We start from the raw sequence: 19,745 nt of genomic DNA on the forward strand, positions 1-19,745 counted from the left end.
ACTAATTTAAAGTAGACTAAAAGAGAGGCTAAAGAAAAAAGGAGTGGACAGGTATGAATGAAATAATAAAAGGAATGAGTGCACACCGTTCCATTCGTGCTTATCAGACGGAAAACGTTACGAAAGAACAAATACAAACGATAACAAATGCGGCTCGATGGGCGTCTACGTCAAATCATGTGCAAGCCTATTCGATTCTCTCCATTCAATCAAAGCAAACAAAACAAACCTTGGCTGAGCTCACAGGTGGTCAACGTTGGGTTGAAGAATGCCCTGTTTTCTTTGTTCTTTGTGCAGATTACACTAGACAGCGATATGCCAGCGAAAAGCATGGAGTTTCGTTTGATGTTGGTGGCGCTGAACAACTACTTGTTGCTGCTGTAGATGTTGCCCTTGTGGCGCAAAACATGTTGTTAGCGGCAGAATCTATCAATTTAAGCGGAGTTATGATTGGCGGAATTCGTAACCAACCAAAAGAAGTAAGTGAGCTGCTTGGCTTACCAGATTACGTTTTTCCGGTCATGGGGCTTGCAATTGGTGCACCTGGTCAAGACATAACCCAGAAGCCTCGTTTACCAGAGCAAGCGGTTGTACACGAAGAAGTGTATAACACAAGTCAACAGGAACTCATTGATACATATGATGCTGAAATGGAGCGCTATTACCTTGAGCGTACAAATGGAAGCCGATCAACCACATGGACTGAACTTATGGCTCAATACACAAGTGTTCGAAAGCGAGCACATATGGATAATTTTCTGAAAGAAAAAGGGTTTTTACAAAGTGAAAAGGGAGAGGATGGAATGACAGGAAACCGTTTTAAAGATATTGGGGATATTTATTGTGTAGGTCGTAACTATGCAGAGCATGCGAAGGAATTAGGTAACGATGTCCCAAAGCAACCACTTTTATTTACAAAGCCTAGAAGCTCATTAGCACTAGCAGACGGCCAGCAACTAGTGTTCCCGCATGATAAAGGGAGCATTCATTACGAAATTGAGCTCGTATTAAAAATTGACCGCGATGTTTCAGAAGAAGATAAATTAGTTGATGTGGTAAGCGAAGTTGCGTTAGGATTGGATTTAACATTGCGTGATGTACAAGATACGTTAAAGCAAAAAGGGCATCCTTGGCTGCGAGCAAAAGGCTTTCCTAATGCAGCTATCTTAACACCGTTTTTTGCTTTTACAGGTGAAGAAGCGTGCCAAATAATTCCTTTCCAACTCAAAAAAAACGGAGAGATAGTGCAAGAGGGCTATACAAGCCAAATGATTTTTAGTTTAAGCTCTCTTTTTGAAGAAGTGAAAAAGGAATTTGGGCTAAGAAAAGGTGACTTACTCTTTACAGGCACACCAAAAGGGGTAGGGGAAATGAAGCATGGCGATCACTTTGCCCTGTATTTCAACCATGAGGAAAAAGGTTCTTTCACTGTAAGTGAGTAAAAGTGTTAAAGAGAAGCGATACTGATGGTAGTGAAGAGTGTGAAGGGACGAAGAACAACATGAAAGAAATTGATGTGTCAAAGTTTGAAAAAAAGATGATCATTCGCAATATAGAAGAAAAAGATTTTGATGCGATTATTAAGCTATCAAAACAATGTTTTCAAAATATGGAGCCATGGCGATACGAAGAATTAAAGAGTCATATCTCTGTGTTTCCTGAAGGTCAATTCTGTGTTGAATATGATGGAGAAATTATTGGCTCGTGTTCTAGCTTAATTATTAATTTTGATGAGTATGATGACCAGCATACTTGGGACGAAATTACCGATGAAGGCTATATTACGAACCATGATTCTGATGGATTTAATTTGTATGGAATAGAGGTAATGGTTCATCCGGATTACCGGCGGATGAAAATTGGGCGACGTTTATACGAAGCAAGAAAAGAATTATGCCGAGAATTGAATCTTAAAAGTATTATCATTGGTGGTCGAATTCCGAATTACTACAAGTACGCAGACCGATTTACGCCAAGGCAATATGTGGATGAAGTGATGATGCATAATATCTATGACCCAGTGTTAACGTTTCAGGTCATTAATGGGTTTTCACTGAAGCGAGTAAATGCCAATTATCTTGATGATGATCGGGCAAGTATGCGCTATGCGACGCTTATGGAATGGAACAACATTGACTATCAGCCGTCCACACCTAAAAGAAGATTCAAAACATCGTTTCCTGTTCGTATCACAACCATTCAATATGAAATGAAGAAGATTTCTTCATTCGAAGAGTTCGCCGTGCAATGTGAGTATTACTCAGATGTCGCAGCAAGCTACAAGTCAGACTTCGCTGTATTCCCGGAAATTTTCACATTGCAATTGCTGTCGTTCTTGCCGGAGAAAAGCCCAAGTCGAGCGATTCGGCGCTTAACGGAATTTACAGAAGATTATATTGAGCTATTTACTAATCTGGCAGTTAAATACAATGTGAATATTATTGGTGGCTCTCATTATGTGGAAGAAGAGGGTAAGATCTTTAATATTAGCTATCTTTTCCGCCGCGATGGAACGATTGAAAAACAATATAAACTTCACGTAACACCGAACGAACGGTTATTCTGGGGCATTTCTGGTGGAGATGAAGTGAAAGTATTTGATACAGATTGTGGGAAAATTGCGATTCAGATTTGTTATGACGTTGAATTCCCTGAACTCGGTAGAATCGCAACTGATAAAGGAGCCAATATTATTTTCTCTCCTTTTTGTACAGATGATCGACAAGGGTACTTGCGCGTTCGCTACTGCTCTCAAGCTAGAGCGATAGAAAACCAAGTCTACACAGTCATCTCTGGTACAGTTGGAAATCTTTCTGATGTGGCAAACATGGATATTCAATATGCTCAGTCTGGAATCTTCACTCCGTCTGATTTTGAATTTCCACGTGACGGAATCGTTGGTGAGTGTAGCCCGAACGTAGAAACCGTTGTTGTTGGAGATGTCGATTTAGAGATTCTTAGGCGGAACCGTCGATCTGGAAGTGTGAATCAACTGCGTGATCGACGAGATGATATTTATCACGTCGTATACAAACAATAAAAGTGAGAAGACGCCCCAACTTTTTTGTGGGCGTCTTCGTTTATGTTTTTGTACAGTGGCAAGACTAGGTGTTAAAAGGAGTTGAGAATTGTGAATTCACCTTTTACACCTGTGATTCTGAAACAAATTAGCTTACTAATCTTAATTGTTGCTGCAGTAATTTTTATTTATTCGATTCGATCGTACGATGGTGTTCAGACGTTAGTCATTAAAGATGTCCCACAAACTGTTCAAAAGAACGAAACTGCCGATCTTCAAGTATTTGTAGAAGATCATTTTGGTGAGCCTATCACAACTGCGAATGTTGTAGGCCATTATGTGTTGAATGAGCATGAAGTGGATGTACAATTCCATCATAAAGAAAATGGGTTATATGAAGGAGAGATTTTATTTTTTCTTTCAGGTCAATGGCGAGGGGAAGTAAGAGCAAATACATTCTCATCTGAAGAAAAACTTGCTATGATAGTAGATGTAAACTAATTGTAGGGAAAAAAGGAGAGAGTATGTTGGTTGTTTTTCCAACACTAGTAAAAACGACATTTATAGAACGACCAAATCGGTTTATCCTGCTTGTAAAGAGAGAAGACACAGGAGAACAGATTGAAGCCCATCTTCCAGACCCAGGCAGACTAAAAGAACTTCTTGTTGAACAGGCAACGATTTGGGTAGAATACGTTGATAAAAGCAGTCGCAAGACAAGCTGGACAGCCATCCTATGCGAAACAAAAGAAGGCAATCTTGTATCTCTGCAGACAACGATCGCGAATAAGCTAGCAGAAACGGCAATAAGAGAGAAACGAATCCCTTCCTTACGTAAATGGTCAATTGAAAAAAGAGAATGTAAGGTAGGTTCTTCTCGTTTTGACTTTCTTTTAAAAAACGATCAAGGTAAAAAACGGTTGTTAGAAGTGAAAAGCGTTACACTATCGAGGACAGGAGAAGGCTTTTTTCCTGATGCACCAACCGCAAGAGGTGCTCGTCATGTACAAGAGTTAACAAAGCTTACAGAACAAGGACGTTATGAAGCGGCCATTTTATTTGTTGCACAAAGAAATGATATTCGGTCTGTGGCTGTTGAGGCTATCATAGATCCAGCATTTGCCCAATCGATTATGGAAGCGAATCAAGCGAACGTTCAGATTGTAGCTGTAAGCACAAACCTGTCTAAAGATAAGATTGCCATTGGACAGGAAATTCCTTTTTTAATCTGATTTAATTGTAAATGAATGGTATAGTGTTGAGAAGGAATAGGCTATGAATGGGGAGAGCAAATGATTCGTACTTTTTCTAACGAAGATAGAGATGAAACCATTGATAAAATGGGAGAAGCAACGTATGATTTACTCGTTGTTGGTGGCGGTGTCACAGGAGCGGGGATTGCATTAGACGCATGCATACGCGGCTTAAAGACGCTTTTAGTTGATCAGCAAGATTTTGCTTCAGGTGCTTCAAAAAATTGGTCTAATCTGTTTCATGCTGAAATCCAGCATATGCACCATTTAGAAATGAAAATGTATAATGATTTATTTAAACAGCGTTTAATTTTAAAAGAGAACGCTCCACACCTGATTAAACAAACCGAATTGATCTTACCAACTTATAAAACTGGTCTCTTCACAAAATCATTTCGCTCAAAGCTACTCGATCGGCTCACCGAAATGGCATTTAAAGAGAAGCGAAAGCACATTACGAAGAAAGAACTAGCAAAGCTGGAACCTGCATTATCACTAAAGCATGCAAAGCACGCTTCTTTGTATAAAGAATTCCTTATAGATGAGTCAAGATTAGCTATCGATTTATTAAAAGAATCAGTAAAAAGAGGTCTAGATGCGCTTAATTATATGAAAGTAGAGAGTTTTCTCTATGAAAATGATAAAATAAGCGGTGCACTTGTAGTCGATCAGAACAAAAACGAAGTACATAAAGTAACAGCAAAGCACGTTGTTAATGCAAGTGGTACAATGGTTGATTCCCTTCGCGTTCAAGATCGTTCTCTTACAAACATCGTCATTGACTCTGTCGAGGATTATTTTTTTACGGTGCCAAGAGACCGTATGCCCGTTCATCATGCCATGTACATCGAAACCGAACAACATCAGCTTGTTAGCTTGGTGCCGTATCGTCAGTCTATTATTGTTGGGCATTCTGTTCAAAAACAAAACGAGCGCACAAGTAATAAAGAGTTGCTCGATTTGTTAAATCGCACCTTTAGTGAGCACCCTTTAGAGGATGATGACATTGAAGCAAGCTGGGTCGTGAAGCGTCCATATCCAATTGATAAGAAGAAAAAGCATCACGAATATAAGCGACAGGAGTGGATTGAATCTCCATCAGGTCTTTTATCTGTTGTGTGTGGCCAGCATACGTTTTACCGCTCCGTTGCAGAACAAGTAGTGGATCGTATATGCAAACAACTGCATCATAAAAGAAATTGTCAAACCGATACAGTGACCATTTCAGGTGGATATGTAGGTGGCTTAGATGACTTTCTTTTCTATAAAAAGAAACGGACAGAAGAGGGCTTACAGTATGGCTTAACAGAGTACGAAGCCAATCAGCTCATTGACCGATATGGTTCAAATATAGGACAGCTTTACGTAAGGCTGCGGACGTTTGGGAAGCAAGCAAAAATGTTCGGCTTAAGTCCGGCAATTTTTGCTGAACTCCTGTATTGTATTGAAGAAGAATCGATTCTTAGTCCTGTTGATTTTCTTGTGCAGCGCACGGGTTATTTGTATATGGACAAAGCATTAACAATGACTGTCAAGGAACCGATTTTTCGTTATATGCGCGATCGCTTAAATTGGACAGAAGAGCAAGAGTTACGATTCCGAGAAAAGCTAGAGAGTGAAATCACTCAAGCCTATGAAACTTAACGTAACGTAAAATGCTAGATTTTTTGGAGGAGAATTAATGAATTATCAAAAGTTAGCTAAGAAGTGGAACGATTATTCAGCGTTAGAGCCAGATGTGCGAGAAGAATTAACGGAATTACTACAAGATGAGAAGGCGTTAGAAGACGCTTTTTATACAACATTAGCATTTGGCACAGGAGGGATGAGAGGGCTAATTGGTCCAGGTCCTAATCGAATGAACACTTACACTGTAAGAAAAGCCGCAAGAGGCCTGGCTTCCTTTATCGCTAAACGTGGAGAGGGTGCGAAAGCAAGAGGAGTCGTCATTGCATTTGATTCGCGACATAAATCTGCTAAGTTTGCTCATGAAGCCGCATTAACATTAGGAGCACAAGGAATTAAAGCTTATGTCTTTCATGACTTACGACCAACACCTGAGTTATCCTTTGCGGTTCGGCATTTACAAGCTGAGGCAGGTATTGTCATTACAGCGTCACATAACCCGCCAGAGTACAATGGTTTTAAAGTGTATGGCTCAGATGGTGGACAATTCCCTCCAGCTCTAGCAGATGAGTTAGTGGATTGTGTAAATGAAATAGAAGATGAACTAGGTATTGCGGTAGGCGATGAAAATCAATTAAAAGCTACTCAACTGTATGAAATCATCTCTGCAGACATTGATGACGCTTATAATGAAGAATTAAAAAGCATCTTGCTTCAAAAGGATTTGATTAAAGAGGCAGGAGATCAGTTGAAAATAGTCTTTACACCACTACATGGAACAGCAAATATTCCCGTTAGACGAGTTCTAGAAGATGTTGGGTTTAGCCAAGTAAGCGTAGTAAAAGAGCAAGAGCTGCCGGATCCTAATTTTTCAACCGTATCGTCTCCTAACCCAGAAGAGCATGCGGCGTTTAAAGAAGCGATTCGTTATGGGGATGCAGAAGGCGCGGATATTTTACTCGCTACAGATCCAGATGCCGATCGAGTCGGTCTCGCTGTGAAAAATGATGCAGATGATTATGTGGTGCTTACCGGTAATCAAACCGGCGCATTAATGCTTGATTACTTAATTTCGATAAAAGATGCCGGAGGGACGCTCCCGGATAATGGAATTGTTTTAAAAACGATTGTTACATCTGAGATTGGACGAGCTATTGCCGAACGGTATCAATTAACGTCTTTAGATACATTAACAGGATTTAAGTTTATTGGCGAAAAAATTGGAGAATATGAACGTACAGGTGACTATCAGTTTCTCTTTGGGTATGAAGAAAGTTACGGCTATTTAATTGGAGATTTTGTACGTGATAAAGATGCTGTACAGGCTTGTCTTTTTGCGGCTGAGCTAGCCCTTCATTACAAACAAAAAGGGTTAACCGTATATGAAGCACTTCAACAAGTGTTTGAGAAGTACGGTTTCTACAGAGAAGGACTTGAATCGTTAACCCTCAAAGGCAAAGAAGGCGTAGAAAAAATAGCAGCGATTATGACGAGCTTACGTGAGAATCCTCCAGAGAGCATGGCAGGCTTGTCCATTAACAAAATAGAGGATTATGAGACAGGACTCAGTATTTCACCAGAAAGTCAAAAAACAACACCAATTGATCTTCCGTCGTCAAATGTCTTGAAATACTTCCTTGAACAAGATGCGTGGTTCTGCGTACGACCATCAGGTACAGAGCCGAAAGTGAAGTTTTATTTTGGTGTGAAAGGTGAATCATTAGAAGACAGCGAGCAAAAACTTCAACAGTTAAAAGATGCTGTTATGGCGTATATCCACCAGTATACTGCTTAATAAATAGAAGACCTATCAAGCACTTTGCGACCGCAAAGTGCTTTTTTGTTTCATTTTCTAAGTTCGTACTTCATAGAATGAGTGAAAAGAGGAGGGACGATTGTGTCAACTAATTGGAGTGAATTAGAGCGATCAATTGCTGAAATAACAGAAATTGCAACGGGTTTTGGGCTAGATTTTTATGAAATGAGATATGAAATCTGTCCAGCAGATATTATTTATACATTCGGTGCTTATGGAATGCCGACTCGCTATAATCATTGGTCCTATGGTAAACAGTATCACCGAATGAAGCTACAATATGATCTTGGCTTAAGCAAGATTTATGAACTAGTGATTAACTCAGACCCTTGCTATGCTTTTCTACTCGATAGCAACACATTAATTCAAAATAAGTTGATTGTCGCCCACGTATTGGCACACTGCGATTTCTTTAAGAACAATATCCGATTCTCAAATACTAGAAAAGACATGGTTGAAAGTATGAGTGCCACAGCGGAACGAATTGCGAGATACGAGCATGCGTATGGGAAAGGAGCCGTTGAAGATTTTCTTGATGCGGTGCTTGCAATTCAAGAACATGTGGATCCAACACTTGTAAAACCACAAAAGAAAGACAGCGAACCAGCCAATTTAAAGAAAGCTACTGATTATGATGATTTGTGGGCTCTTGATGAAAAAGAGGAAAAGGTAGTAAAGCCAGTAAAAAAAATATTCCCGCAGCATCCAGAAAAAGATATGCTATTATTCATTGAAGAAAACAGTCGTCATTTGGAGTCATGGCAGCGAGATATTTTAACGATGATGAGAGAGGAAATGCTTTATTTTTGGCCACAGCTTGAAACGAAAATTATGAACGAAGGCTGGGCTTCATATTGGCACGCGAAAATATTAAGAGAAATGGATCTTACAAGTGACGAAGTCATTGAATTTGCTAAATTAAATGCAGGAGTCGTACAGCCGTCACAGACATCGATTAATCCATACTATCTGGGCATTAAACTATTTGAAGATATTGAACGTCGGTATGATCATCCAACCGAAGAAATGGTTCGACTTCAAGGCATTAAAAAAGGTAGTGGAAGAGAGAAAATCTTCGAAGTAAGAGAAATTGAATCAGACACTTCATTTTTAAGAAATTATTTGACGAGGGAATTTGTTGAAGAAGAAGATCTATACTTATTTCAGAAGCAAGGTAGCGACTATAAAATCACTGAAAAAGCATGGGAGGGTGTTCGTGATCAGCTAACGCAATCAAGGGTAAACGGCGGTTTCCCTTATCTTGTAGTCACAGATGGTGATTACTTGAAAAATGGTGAGTTATATATTAAGCATGCGTTTGAAGGAACTGAATTGGATGTTAGTTATTTAGAAAAAGTGGTTCCCTATGTGTATCAGTTATGGGGAAGAACGGTTCATTTAGAGACGAGTGTAAATGGGAAGATGGTTACCTTTATTTATGATGGAAACAAAGTTCATCGAAAGTATATGTAAGGGTCAGTACAAAAGCGTATTCGGCGACGATTCTGTAATGAATGCGTCTGTCAAAAGCGCTTTTTTCTTTTAGTTTCTTTCATTCAATAGGGGGAACTTGTCGGGAGGCGTTCAAAAAAACATATGTAACCGTTTAGTAATCCTTTTTTAGGAACGAAAAGCTTAACAACAGGGAAGAAGCAGAGTGTAGTTTATTACCGCATTCCCTGAAAACGAGAGCGTCATCTTTAAGTGAAAATCCAGTTAAAAAATTTTCAAAAAAAAGCGTCAAATTGATTGACGCCTTATTGTTTTCAGAGTAAGATAAATTTTGTGACTAAAAATGTATTTCGTTAGTCTAAGGATTAAGGTGTAAAGAGGTGATTTGTTATGGAAACGTTTAGACGTTTAGCGAAGTATTACTTACCCGATAAGCGGTATTTTATTTGGTCTCTAATTGCATTGGTGTTTGTTACAGCCATCACCGTTATTTATCCAGTATTTTTACAAATTGCCATTGATGTAGGGATTACAGGTGGAGAGTATGGAATTATTCCTTATCTGGCCATTGGGTTAATAGGAATTATGGCTATAAAAGGTGTAGCCACATACGTAAACCAATATTTTGGGGATCTTTTCGGTGTTCGATCGGTTTATAGGCTACGAAAAGATTTATACAAAAAGTTGCAATATCTCCCTTTCCGCTACTATGACAATGCTAAAACAGGTGACTTAATGTCGCGGCTGACAGCAGATGTAGAAGCATTTCGCTTTTTCCTTTCTTTTGGTTTTGCCCAATTAGTTAACTTCGTCTTACTTGTTGGATTTGCTATGGTTGTCATGTTTTATTATTCCGTTCCCCTTACCTTAGTAACAATGGTTACACTCCCATTTCTAGCAGTTGCTGTTTACAAATTTGATCAGCGTGTTCATCCTGGCTTTCGTAAAGTCCGTCGTTCCCTTGCGCGGTTAAACACGAAAGTACAAGAGAATGTTAGTGGTATGCATACAGTTAAAGCGCTATCACAAGAGACAACGGAGAAAAATCGTTTTGGTTATACAAATGAAGACTATCGCACAAAAAACATTGCCATATCAAATGTATGGAGTACATATTTCCCGCTAATGGAGTTTATCGGCAACGTTTCTGCTGTTCTCCTTTTAGGTTTCGGAGGATATTTGGCAGTTCAACAACAGCTAACAGCTGGAGAGTTAACCGCATTCTTTAGTCTCGTTTGGTTTATTATTGGACCAATAATGAACCTAGGATTTGTGATTAACCAATTTTCTCAGTCAAAAGCTTCTGGAGAACGATTGCTAGAAATTTTAGATGAAAAAGAGCGTTATAATGGACCGGAAAAAACGAAGCCTTATGCAAAATTAAAAGGAGAGGTTCGTTTTGAAAACGTTAGTTTGCGCTATCATAATAAGGCTAAAAATGCGCTTACCGATTTAACTTTTAATGTGCCTCAAGGTTCAACCATTGGTTTGGTTGGTTCAACTGGTTCAGGAAAATCAAGTATTATTCAACTATTGATGCGCTTTTATGAAAAAACGTCCGGAGATTTACTAATTGACGGAAAACCGATTGAAGAGTACGACGTGAAGGAATTACGTCAAAACGTAGGAATTGTCTTACAACAAACCTTTCTTTTTTCATCGTCCATTCGCGATAATCTTGCTTATGGGAATCCTGATGCCTCTATGGAAGATATTATTGCGGCAGCAAAACGAGCTGATGCCCATGAATTTATAGAACAGCTACCTGAAGGGTACGACACAATCTTAGGAGAAAGAGGACTAGGGTTGTCAGGAGGACAAAAGCAACGAATTGCAATTGCCCGGGCAATGATTATGAATCCAAGCATTTTAATTATGGACGATTCAACAAGTGCAGTCGATATGCAGACAGAAGGAAAGATTCAAAAAGCAATGCGGGAAATTATGAAGGGACGAACAACGTTTATCATTGCGCACCGAATTTCTTCCGTCAAGCATTGTGACCAAATTTTTGTGCTTAATGAAGGAGAAATAGAAGAACGCGGTACACATGAGGAGCTACTCCAAGAACATGGAATTTACCGCAGAATTTACGACATTCAAAACCAAGATCAACATTATGTACTTCAACAGGCTTAAGGAAGTGGTGTATGATGGAAGAAGTGAGAAAAAAAACGCGTTTTCATTATCCTGTTGAACAAATTATTGAAAAACCGTTTAACTGGAAACAAATGGTGCGGTTGTTTAATTTCTTAAAGCCGTACGCAAAAACGCTTTTACCAAAAACGATACTAATGATGCTTTTCGCTACTGCTGTTCGTTTAGCAATTCCCATTTTCATTGGTGTATTTGCAGTTGGACAGCTAGAGCAAGGTGTGGCAACAACTCAAGATATGCTCATTTACGCGACGATTGTGCTCGGTCTTTATGCCGTTTCATACATTGCCAACTACTTTAGAATACGCTGGATGAACCAGCTTGGGCAATTTGTCATATTTGATATTCGAAAGAAATTGTTTGATCATATTCAGCATTTATCTCATCGCTTTTTTGATAAGCGATCAGCGGGTTCAATTCTCGTCCGTGTTATTAACGATGTGAACTCGTTGCAAGATTTATTTACAAATGGTGTTATTAACTTGTTAATGGATATTGTTATGCTTCTTGGAATTGTGGCGATTTTGTTTTACTTGAGTCCGGAACTTGCCGTTGTGATTTTAATTATCTTGCCCATTATGTTCTTTATCTCAACAAAGTTAAGAAGAAAAATCCGTCGAGCTTGGCAAACCGTTCGTTTGCGCCAGTCCCGGCTCAATTCTCACTTAAATGAGAGCATTCAAGGTATTCGCGTTACTCAAGCGTATGCGCAAGAACATGAGAACATGGACTTCTTTGATGATGTAAACACTCAGAATTATGAAAGCTGGCGCGAAGCAACGAAGCAAAATGCCATGTTTCGTCCATTTGTAGAAATGGCCAGTGCCATTGGCGGTGCCATTCTTATATGGTACGGAGCGTTTCTCATTCAAAGTGATGGTAGCGGATTGACATTAGGGGTCTTTGTATCCTTTGCTTTTTACATTGGCATGTTTTGGGAACCAATCTCAAGGCTTGGTCAAGTGTATAATCAGCTACTTGTTGGAATGGCTTCAAGTGAGAGGATCTTTGAGTTCTTAGATGAAGAACCGAATGTAAAAAGTAAGAAAGACGCAAAACCGTTAACGGATGTAAAAGGAAAAATGGTCTTCAAAGACGTTGAGTTTTCATATGACGACAAGCGAATGGCATTAAAAGGGATAAACTTAACGTTTGAAGCGGGAACCACTATAGCGCTAGTAGGTCATACTGGATCAGGTAAATCAACGATAGTAAACCTAATGAGCCGTTTCTATGACCCAACAAAAGGTGAAGTACTGTTAGATGATGTGAATTTAAAAGATATAAAAGTTGATGATCTTCGTAGCCACGTTAGCTATGTGCTACAAGATACGTTTATCTTTGCAGGCACTATCATGGAAAACATTCGCTTTGGTAATCCTCATGCAAGTGACGAAGACGTTATTCACGCTGCTAAAGCAATCGGTGCAGATACGTTTATTAGTAAATTAGAAAAAGGCTATGCCACAGAAGTAGAAGAGCAAGGAAGCGTCCTGTCAGTAGGTGAGAGGCAGCTACTTTCTTTTGCTCGAGCACTACTTGCTGATCCAAAAATCCTCATTCTGGACGAGGCGACTGCCAGTATTGATACAGAAACGGAATTGAAAATTCAAGAAGGGTTAAAGACGCTTCTTGCTGGTCGAACAGCCATTATGATCGCCCATCGGTTATCGACGATACGAGATTCTGATAATATTATTGTGCTTGAACAAGGCAATGTGATGGAACAGGGCACACATATCGAATTAATGACAGAAAAAGGCCTTTATTATCATTTAGTGAAATCACAGTACGCCGCTATTAAAGAATAAATAGGAGGGTCGTAGGAATGCTAGAGATGGTTCCTATGACCTTTTTACGTAAACCATAGAGGGTAACGTTATTTCCTTTTAAATTGATTGACTTTTTAGTTAAATGAGGTAGAATAGAAGCACTCTTTTATATAAAAAAAGAAATGGAATTGAGGGAGTAGAGATGAAATACGCATTCGCAAAACGAGTTCGACATTTGCAGTCATCAGTAGTAAGGGATATTTTGAAAATTGTTAATCAAGGAGATGTCATTTCATTTGCTGGAGGTCTACCAGATGATGGTCTGTTTCCCACACAAGCCATAAAGGACGCATTTACAAGTGCCTTTGAAAAAGGGAATAAAGCCTTTCAATATGGAGAAACAGAAGGATACCGTCCATTGCGAGAAGTGATCCTACAACGAATGGCTGTTAAGGGGATAAAAGGCTATTCGCCAGACGACGTCCTCGTTACAACGGGTTCGCAACAAGCCATTGATTTGCTCGCACGGGTCATGATTAGTCCTGGAGACGTTATTTTAACAGAAGAACCTACTTATCTAGCTGCTCTTCAAGTGTTCCAATCCTATGAAGCGCAAATTGTGTCAGTCCAGTGTGATGAAGATGGTATGGTAATGAGCGACTTAAATGAAAAAATTAAGCAATACAACCCGAAGATGGTTTATGTTGTCCCGACTTTTTCAAATCCATCAGGTCGTGTTTGGACATTAGCAAGAAGAAAAGAGTTAGTTCGCCTTATAAAAAAGCAACATGTACTTGTTTTTGAAGACGATCCATACGGTGATATACAGTTTACAAATGATTCATATACACCTATCGCTGCTCTCGATAACGGCTCTCACGTACTTTATACTAGTACATTTTCAAAAACGGCAGTTCCTGCTTTACGTACTGGTTGGATTGTGGGTCCGTATCAAATTGTACGAATGATGGCACAAGCAAAGCAAGCCAACGACTTACACTCAAACTCCTTGGCACACCAAGCTCTCTATGAATTGTGCCAAAATTTTGACCTTGATGGTCACATTCAGAGGATAAGTGAAGTGTACCGTACTCGTAAAGATGCAATGGTATACCATTTGCAGCAAGCAAGAAATGACGGATTACTACATTTTGTTGAGCCTAAAGGTGGAATGTTTTTATGGCTTGAACTTCAAGAACAAGTGAATGCCGAAGCGCTTCTTCCGAGAGCCGTTGAAAGAGGAATGGCCTATGTTCCAGGAGCGCCATTCTATGCACAGGATCCAAAAGCGAACACGTTAAGACTTAATTTTACCCATGCAACAGAAGATCAAATTGAAACGGGTATGAAAATTCTGGTTGAAATGCTTCAACAAGTAGATATGGAAAGAGCCCAATTAAAAAGTCGCTAAGCTTAGCGACTTTTTTTACATTTGTCTAAGTCTACGAACGCGTTCGTCAGCTGGTGGATGTGTAGAAAATAAGGAAGCGGCTTTTTTCTTTAGTGGATCTGCAAAGTAAAGTGAAGCTGTTGAACTTGATGCTTCTTCAACAGGTGTATGTGTATCTGTAATCCGTTCTAATGCTGTTGCAAGTGCTTCTGGATTTCTTGTTAGTTCCACTGCACTAGCGTCCGCTAAATATTCTCTGTTCCGTGAAATCGCTAGCTGCATGACAACTGCAATGATAGGCGCTAGTAAAACGAGAAGAAGAGCGATTATCATAATGAGAGGATGTTTATTATTGTTGTTTCGTCCTCCAGAAAAAATAAAAAACCGCATACCAATATCGCTAAGAATGGCAATAGCAGAAACAAGGGCAACTGCTATTGTAGAGAGACGGATATCATAATTTCGTATATGTGCAACTTCGTGAGCTAAAACACCTTCAATTTCTTCTCGATTCAAACGGTTCATCAAACCAGTTGTTACTGCTACAGCGCCTGATTTAGGCGATATTCCTGTTGCAAATGCATTAGGGCTCGGATCATCGATGATATAGATTCGAGGCATCGGAATTCGCGCAGCAATTGACAGTCCCTCTACAGTGTGCCATAGAAAAGCTTGATCCGTTGATGAAGTAATTTCTCTAGCATGATTCATGCGCATAACAACATTTGTACTTGTTGTTATCATGAAGATGGTATAAACGGTAGCGATTACACCAGCAAAGATTGCCCCACTAATATAATCACCTGCCCTCACATACGTAACAGCTGAGCCAATACCAAGAACAATGACGATGAACAAGCAAACAAGAAAAACAGTATTTCGTTTATTACGAGCAATTTGCGTATAAAACAAGCGGCTCAACCTCCTTAAAACGTAACTTGAACAGGTTCTTTCTCTTCGTCAGGGATGTCAAGCATATCATTCCTAGTAAAGGAATGAGTAGAAGCAACAATGTTTTGTGGGAAAGATTCAATTTTTGTATTGTAGCGCATAACCATTGAGTTATAAGCTTGTCTTGCATAAGCAATTTTATTTTCTGTCCCGCTTAACTCTTCTTGTAGATGTAAAAATTGTTGATTGGCTTTTAAGTCAGGATAGGATTCACTCAAGGCAAATAGTTGACGTAAAAGACCGTTTAGCTCTGCATCCTCTTGCACTCGCTCGTTCCGACTTGCGTTTGGTTCGGCAATGGTATTTCGCTTTTCAATAACTAAAGCTAATGTTTCTTTTTCATGTTTAGCGTAACCTTTTACCGTTTCAACTAGATTTGGAATTAAGTCATAGCGTCGTTTTAGTTGAACATCAATTTGTGCCCAAGATTCCTCTACCCAATTTCGGTGTTTAATTAGGGAGTTATAGCTTCCGGCCCACAAAAGTCCAATTACTACAACAATGCCAATGAGAATAATGACAATCATAATGTTCCTCCTTCTTTCTTCTTCTTTATAGTTACGGATGTATACACATATAGGTTTCTATTTTTATTAAAACATACGACCACAAAATAATGGAAATTTAAAAAGATGGCATGAAAAGACCGAATAGCCATAAAGTAAAGAGAAATGATTTGACTTCCATATAAGAGTACGTTACGATTTTGATAGCGCTTACATTTTTAGATTTGTCTTTTTCGGTCTGATTCTGAACGACCGCTCATATTAACGGAAAAGAGGAGAGCACATAATGACTTTGACAAAAGATCAACTTATGATTCGGGATATGGTACGTCAGTTTGCACGAAAGGAAATTGCCCCATTAGCTGTTCAGCTTGATCAAGAGTCACGATTTGCAGATGACATCTTTAAAAAATTAGGAGAATTAGGTGTTTTAGGTATTCCATTTCCTGAAGAATATGGTGGCTCTGGAGGCGACACGGTCTCTTATGCATTAGCTGTTGAAGAAATCGGCTACGCTTGTGGTGGAACAGGGTTAAGTTATGCAGCGGCAGTTTCACTTGGTGCAAGTCCAATCTATTATTACGGTACAGAAGAACAAAAGCGACAGCATCTCACGCCTCTTGCAAAAGGACAGTCGCTTGGTGCCTTTGGGCTTACTGAGCCAAATGCAGGATCTGATGCTGGAGGAACCCAAACGAAAGCCCGTTTAGAGGGGGATGAATATGTTATTAACGGTGAAAAGTGTTGGATTACAAATGCTGAATATTCTCGAACCGTCATTGTTACGGCTGTTGTCGGTCAAAAAGAAAACGGCAAAAAAATGATTTCAGCGTTTATAGTTCCAACGGATACACCTGGTTTTAAAATTTCATCCAACTACGACAAGATGGGGGTTCGGGCTTCGAATACATGTGAGCTTGTTTTAGAAGATGTCCGTGTTCCAAAAGAAAATCTATTAGGTGATCCAGACAAAGGATTTAGTCAATTCTTATATACACTTGATGGAGGAAGAATCTCCATAGCGGCTCTTGCAGTAGGTATTGCACAAGCAGCTTTTGATCGTGCATTAGCGTATTCAAAAGAAAGAAAGCAGTTTGGTAAAGCAATAAGCTCGTTTCAAGCAATTCAGTTTAAGCTTGCGGATATGGCAATGGAAATTGAACTGGCAAGAAACATGGTGCATAAAGCCGCACAGCTAAAAGATAGTGGGAAAGCATTTGGAAAAGAAGCAGCATATGCTAAGCTCTTTGCCTCTGAAATGGCAACGCGTACATGTAACCAAGCACTGCAAATTCATGGTGGCTACGGCTATATGCGTGAATATGAGGTGGAACGAATGTTAAGAGACGCGAAGTTACTAGAAATTGGTGAAGGGACATCAGAAATTCAGCGTCTTGTTATCGCTAGACATTTAGGCTTAGGTAGATAAAGAAAGGAGCTCATTTCATGATTCAGTCCATTCTCATTGCAAACCGCGGCGAGATTGCTTCCCGTATTATCCGAACGTGCAAAAAAATGAACATTCGCACCGTGGCAATTTATTCAGAAGCGGATCGAGATGCAGAACATACAGTACTAGCTGATGAAGCGTATTTGGTTGGAGAATCGAGTGTAAAAGAAAGTTATTTAAATCAAGATCGAATCTTACTTATTGCGAGAGATGCAAATGTTGACGCTATCCATCCTGGTTATGGGCTTTTATCAGAGCAAGCCATTTTTGCTGAGAAGTGCCGCGCGGATGGGTTTTGTTTTATTGGACCGGATGCATCTGTCATTTCCCTTATGGGGGATAAGCTGCAAGCTCGAAAAACGATGATGGAAGCAGGAGTGCCGGTTATTCCTGGAACAGATGCAGTGGAAACGATTGAAGATACATTGTTCGAAGCAAATCATATAGGTTATCCGGTTATGTTGAAGGCAGCATCAGGTGGAGGAGGTATTGGCATTACGATCTGCCGCAGTGATGACGATTGCCAAAAAGCGTTTGAAAAAAATAAGAAACAAGCTGCTTTATTTTTTGGAGACGGGGCGCTCTATATAGAAAAATATGTAGAAAATCCAAGACACATCGAGTTACAAGTATTAGCTGATGGAAAAGGTCATACACTTGTTTTTGGTGAGCGAGAGTGTTCCGTTCAAAGAAGACATCAGAAGATTATTGAGGAGGCACCATCGCCTTTTTTAACGGATGAGCGTCGTCAAGAAATGATCAATATGGCATTAAAAGCAGCTCAAGCGATTCAGTATCAAAATGCTGGGACTATCGAATGCCTTGTTGATGAAGACGGAATGTTCTATTTTTTAGAAATGAACACGAGGCTTCAAGTTGAACACCCGGTAACAGAAGAGATTTACAAGCTTGATTTAGTGGAATGGCAAATCCGAATCGCTTCAGGAGACACGTTGCCGTGGAAGCAGCATGAATTAAGGACAACAGGACACGCCATCGAAGCAAGAATCTATGCTGAAGACCCGGTACGCTTTTTTCCATCACCTGGGACTGTGAAAGAAATTGAACTGCCAGAAGCGCCGCACATTCGTCACGAATGTCCGATTAAAGCAGGTAGCGTCATTAGTCATTTTTATGATCCGATGATTGCGAAGCTCATTGTTCATGGAAAAGATCGTAATGATGCGATAGCAAAGCTTGAAAACGCATTAAATGACTATAAAGTGATCGGGATTAAAACGAATATCCCCGCGATAAAAGCGATTGTCGATCATCCTATTTTCAAACAAGGGGGAGCAACGACTGCTTTTATGGATACGTATAAAGACGAACTAACAAGACGAATTCAGGAGGTTAACCAATGAGTTATATTAAAGCATCTATGGCAGGAAACGTGTGGAAAGTAGTTGTGTCGGTTGGTGATCAAGTGGAACAAGGACAAGAAGTAGCCATTTTAGAGTCAATGAAAATGGAGATTCCAATTGAATCAGAGGTGGCAGGAACGGTGAAAGCCATTCTTAAACCAGAAGGTGAGTTTGTCAACGAGGGAGATTATTTAATTGAACTTGACTAACGAATTCTTGAAAAAAGAAGGAGCAGAAGTTGTTACGTTAACACTCGATCGACCACAAGCAGCGAACGCCTTATCGACGCAGCTGTTAAAAGAACTAAACGTTCAAGTCGAAGCATTACGGAACGATTCTCAAGCAAGGGTTGTCATTATACGTTCGGCTGGTGAAAAAGCTTTTTGTGCAGGTGCTGATTTAAAAGAACGTATTGCCATGACAGAAGAAGAAGTTCGTGAAGCTGTGAGGTTAATCGGGGATACTATTCAAGCAATATCCACACTACCTCAGCCAGTCATTGTCGCGGCAAATGGTCTAGCATTAGGAGGTGGATTGGAATTGGCCCTTGCGGCAGACTTACGGGTATTCTCAGAGAGGGCTCAATACGGTTTAACTGAAACATCTTTAGCAATCATTCCAGGTGCAGGAGGAACACAGCGCTTAACGCGTATGATTGGTGTCGGTAAAGCAAAAGAGTTAATTTATACAGCTAGACGTATAAGTGGTAAAGAGGCTGAACATATTGGGCTTTGTGAATACGCTGTCTCCTCTGCACAGGTGTATGAAAAAGCAGTTGAGCTGGCGACAGTTATTGCACAAAATGGTCCAGTGGCAATCCGGGCTGCAAAACAAGCCATAGATGTAGGTCTTGACTGCACAATGGAGGATGGATTAAAGGTTGAAAACAATGCGTATCAACAAACGATATATACGGAAGATCGAATGGAAGGATTAAACGCATTCAAAGAAAAAAGAAAACCCCGTTATCAAGGGCGCTAGAGGTGAAG

General features: G+C 39.8%; 16 protein-coding genes. 14 read left to right on the plus strand and 2 right to left on the minus strand.

Annotated elements, in window-relative coordinates; all coding sequences use genetic code 11:
* Nucleotides 1–53 precede the first annotated feature (53 nt).
* The 10 genes from nfsA to FPV17_RS07780 all read left to right on the plus strand — a co-directional run bounded on the left by nfsA (nt 54) and on the right by FPV17_RS07780 (nt 14,506).
* Nucleotides 54–1,442 carry an oxygen-insensitive NADPH nitroreductase gene (nfsA, locus tag FPV17_RS22510; protein ID WP_367614632.1) on the plus strand — a complete coding sequence of 463 codons (1,389 nt, stop codon included), beginning with the start codon at nt 54–56 and terminating at the stop codon, nt 1,440–1,442.
* Nucleotides 1,443–1,501: 59 nt separating this feature from the next.
* The gene (locus FPV17_RS07740; RefSeq protein WP_144560441.1) at nt 1,502–3,040 is read left to right on the plus strand and encodes a GNAT family N-acetyltransferase; all 1,539 of its coding nucleotides are present in this window, start codon (nt 1,502–1,504) and stop codon (nt 3,038–3,040) included.
* A 90-nt stretch (nt 3,041–3,130) separates the two neighbouring features.
* Nucleotides 3,131–3,520 carry a hypothetical protein gene (locus tag FPV17_RS07745; RefSeq protein ID WP_035395255.1) on the plus strand — a complete coding sequence of 130 codons (390 nt, stop codon included), beginning with the start codon at nt 3,131–3,133 and terminating at the stop codon, nt 3,518–3,520.
* Nucleotides 3,521–3,543: 23 nt separating this feature from the next.
* Nucleotides 3,544–4,251, plus strand: coding sequence for a DNA/RNA nuclease SfsA (gene sfsA / locus FPV17_RS07750; protein ID WP_035395254.1), 708 nt, complete (start codon nt 3,544–3,546; stop codon nt 4,249–4,251).
* Between the two features lie 60 nt (nt 4,252–4,311).
* Complete coding sequence (locus FPV17_RS07755; RefSeq protein WP_144558676.1) at nt 4,312–5,916, plus strand: FAD-dependent oxidoreductase; 1,605 nt, start codon at nt 4,312–4,314, stop codon at nt 5,914–5,916.
* Nucleotides 5,917–5,953: 37 nt separating this feature from the next.
* Nucleotides 5,954–7,693, plus strand: coding sequence for a phospho-sugar mutase (locus tag FPV17_RS07760; protein ID WP_144558677.1), 1,740 nt, complete (start codon nt 5,954–5,956; stop codon nt 7,691–7,693).
* 102 nt (nt 7,694–7,795) lie between these two features.
* Nucleotides 7,796–9,187, plus strand: coding sequence for a SpoVR family protein (locus FPV17_RS07765; protein WP_437183313.1), 1,392 nt, complete (start codon nt 7,796–7,798; stop codon nt 9,185–9,187).
* 369 nt (nt 9,188–9,556) lie between these two features.
* The gene (locus FPV17_RS07770) at nt 9,557–11,305 is read left to right on the plus strand and encodes an ABC transporter ATP-binding protein (protein ID WP_035395251.1); all 1,749 of its coding nucleotides are present in this window, start codon (nt 9,557–9,559) and stop codon (nt 11,303–11,305) included.
* A 14-nt stretch (nt 11,306–11,319) separates the two neighbouring features.
* The gene (locus tag FPV17_RS07775) at nt 11,320–13,134 is read left to right on the plus strand and encodes an ABC transporter ATP-binding protein (RefSeq protein ID WP_144560443.1); all 1,815 of its coding nucleotides are present in this window, start codon (nt 11,320–11,322) and stop codon (nt 13,132–13,134) included.
* Between the two features lie 163 nt (nt 13,135–13,297).
* Nucleotides 13,298–14,506 carry an aminotransferase-like domain-containing protein gene (locus FPV17_RS07780; protein ID WP_035395249.1) on the plus strand — a complete coding sequence of 403 codons (1,209 nt, stop codon included), beginning with the start codon at nt 13,298–13,300 and terminating at the stop codon, nt 14,504–14,506.
* Nucleotides 14,507–14,521: 15 nt separating this feature from the next.
* On the opposite strand, the gene htpX is transcribed toward FPV17_RS07780, so the two are convergent.
* Both htpX and FPV17_RS07790 read right to left on the minus strand, forming a co-directional pair.
* Nucleotides 14,522–15,397 carry a zinc metalloprotease HtpX gene (gene htpX / locus FPV17_RS07785; RefSeq protein ID WP_035395247.1) on the minus strand — a complete coding sequence of 292 codons (876 nt, stop codon included), beginning with the start codon at nt 15,395–15,397 and terminating at the stop codon, nt 14,522–14,524.
* A gap of 14 nt (nt 15,398–15,411) precedes the next feature.
* Nucleotides 15,412–15,963 carry a LemA family protein gene (locus tag FPV17_RS07790; RefSeq protein ID WP_035395246.1) on the minus strand — a complete coding sequence of 184 codons (552 nt, stop codon included), beginning with the start codon at nt 15,961–15,963 and terminating at the stop codon, nt 15,412–15,414.
* Between the two features lie 265 nt (nt 15,964–16,228).
* Between FPV17_RS07790 and FPV17_RS07795 the strand changes: the two genes are divergently transcribed.
* From FPV17_RS07795 to FPV17_RS07810, 4 genes are read left to right on the plus strand one after another with little or no spacing between them, the layout of a single operon-like run.
* Nucleotides 16,229–17,371, plus strand: coding sequence for an acyl-CoA dehydrogenase family protein (locus FPV17_RS07795; protein ID WP_144558678.1), 1,143 nt, complete (start codon nt 16,229–16,231; stop codon nt 17,369–17,371).
* A 17-nt stretch (nt 17,372–17,388) separates the two neighbouring features.
* A complete protein-coding gene (locus tag FPV17_RS07800) occupies nt 17,389–18,756 on the plus strand; it encodes an ATP-binding protein (RefSeq protein ID WP_144558679.1) in 1,368 nt (455 codons plus the stop codon).
* Entirely contained in the window at nt 18,753–18,965 is a 213-nt protein-coding gene (locus FPV17_RS07805) for an acetyl-CoA carboxylase biotin carboxyl carrier protein subunit (protein ID WP_144558680.1), read from the plus strand. The genes FPV17_RS07800 and FPV17_RS07805 overlap by 4 nt, the downstream gene beginning before the upstream one ends.
* The gene (locus tag FPV17_RS07810) at nt 18,958–19,737 is read left to right on the plus strand and encodes an enoyl-CoA hydratase (protein ID WP_144560444.1); all 780 of its coding nucleotides are present in this window, start codon (nt 18,958–18,960) and stop codon (nt 19,735–19,737) included. Before FPV17_RS07805 ends, FPV17_RS07810 begins: the two co-directional genes overlap by 8 nt.
* Nucleotides 19,738–19,745: the final 8 nt, after the last annotated feature.

Source organism: Shouchella miscanthi (assembly GCF_007725405.1).
Lineage (GTDB): Bacteria > Bacillota > Bacilli > Bacillales > Bacillaceae_D > Shouchella > Shouchella hunanensis.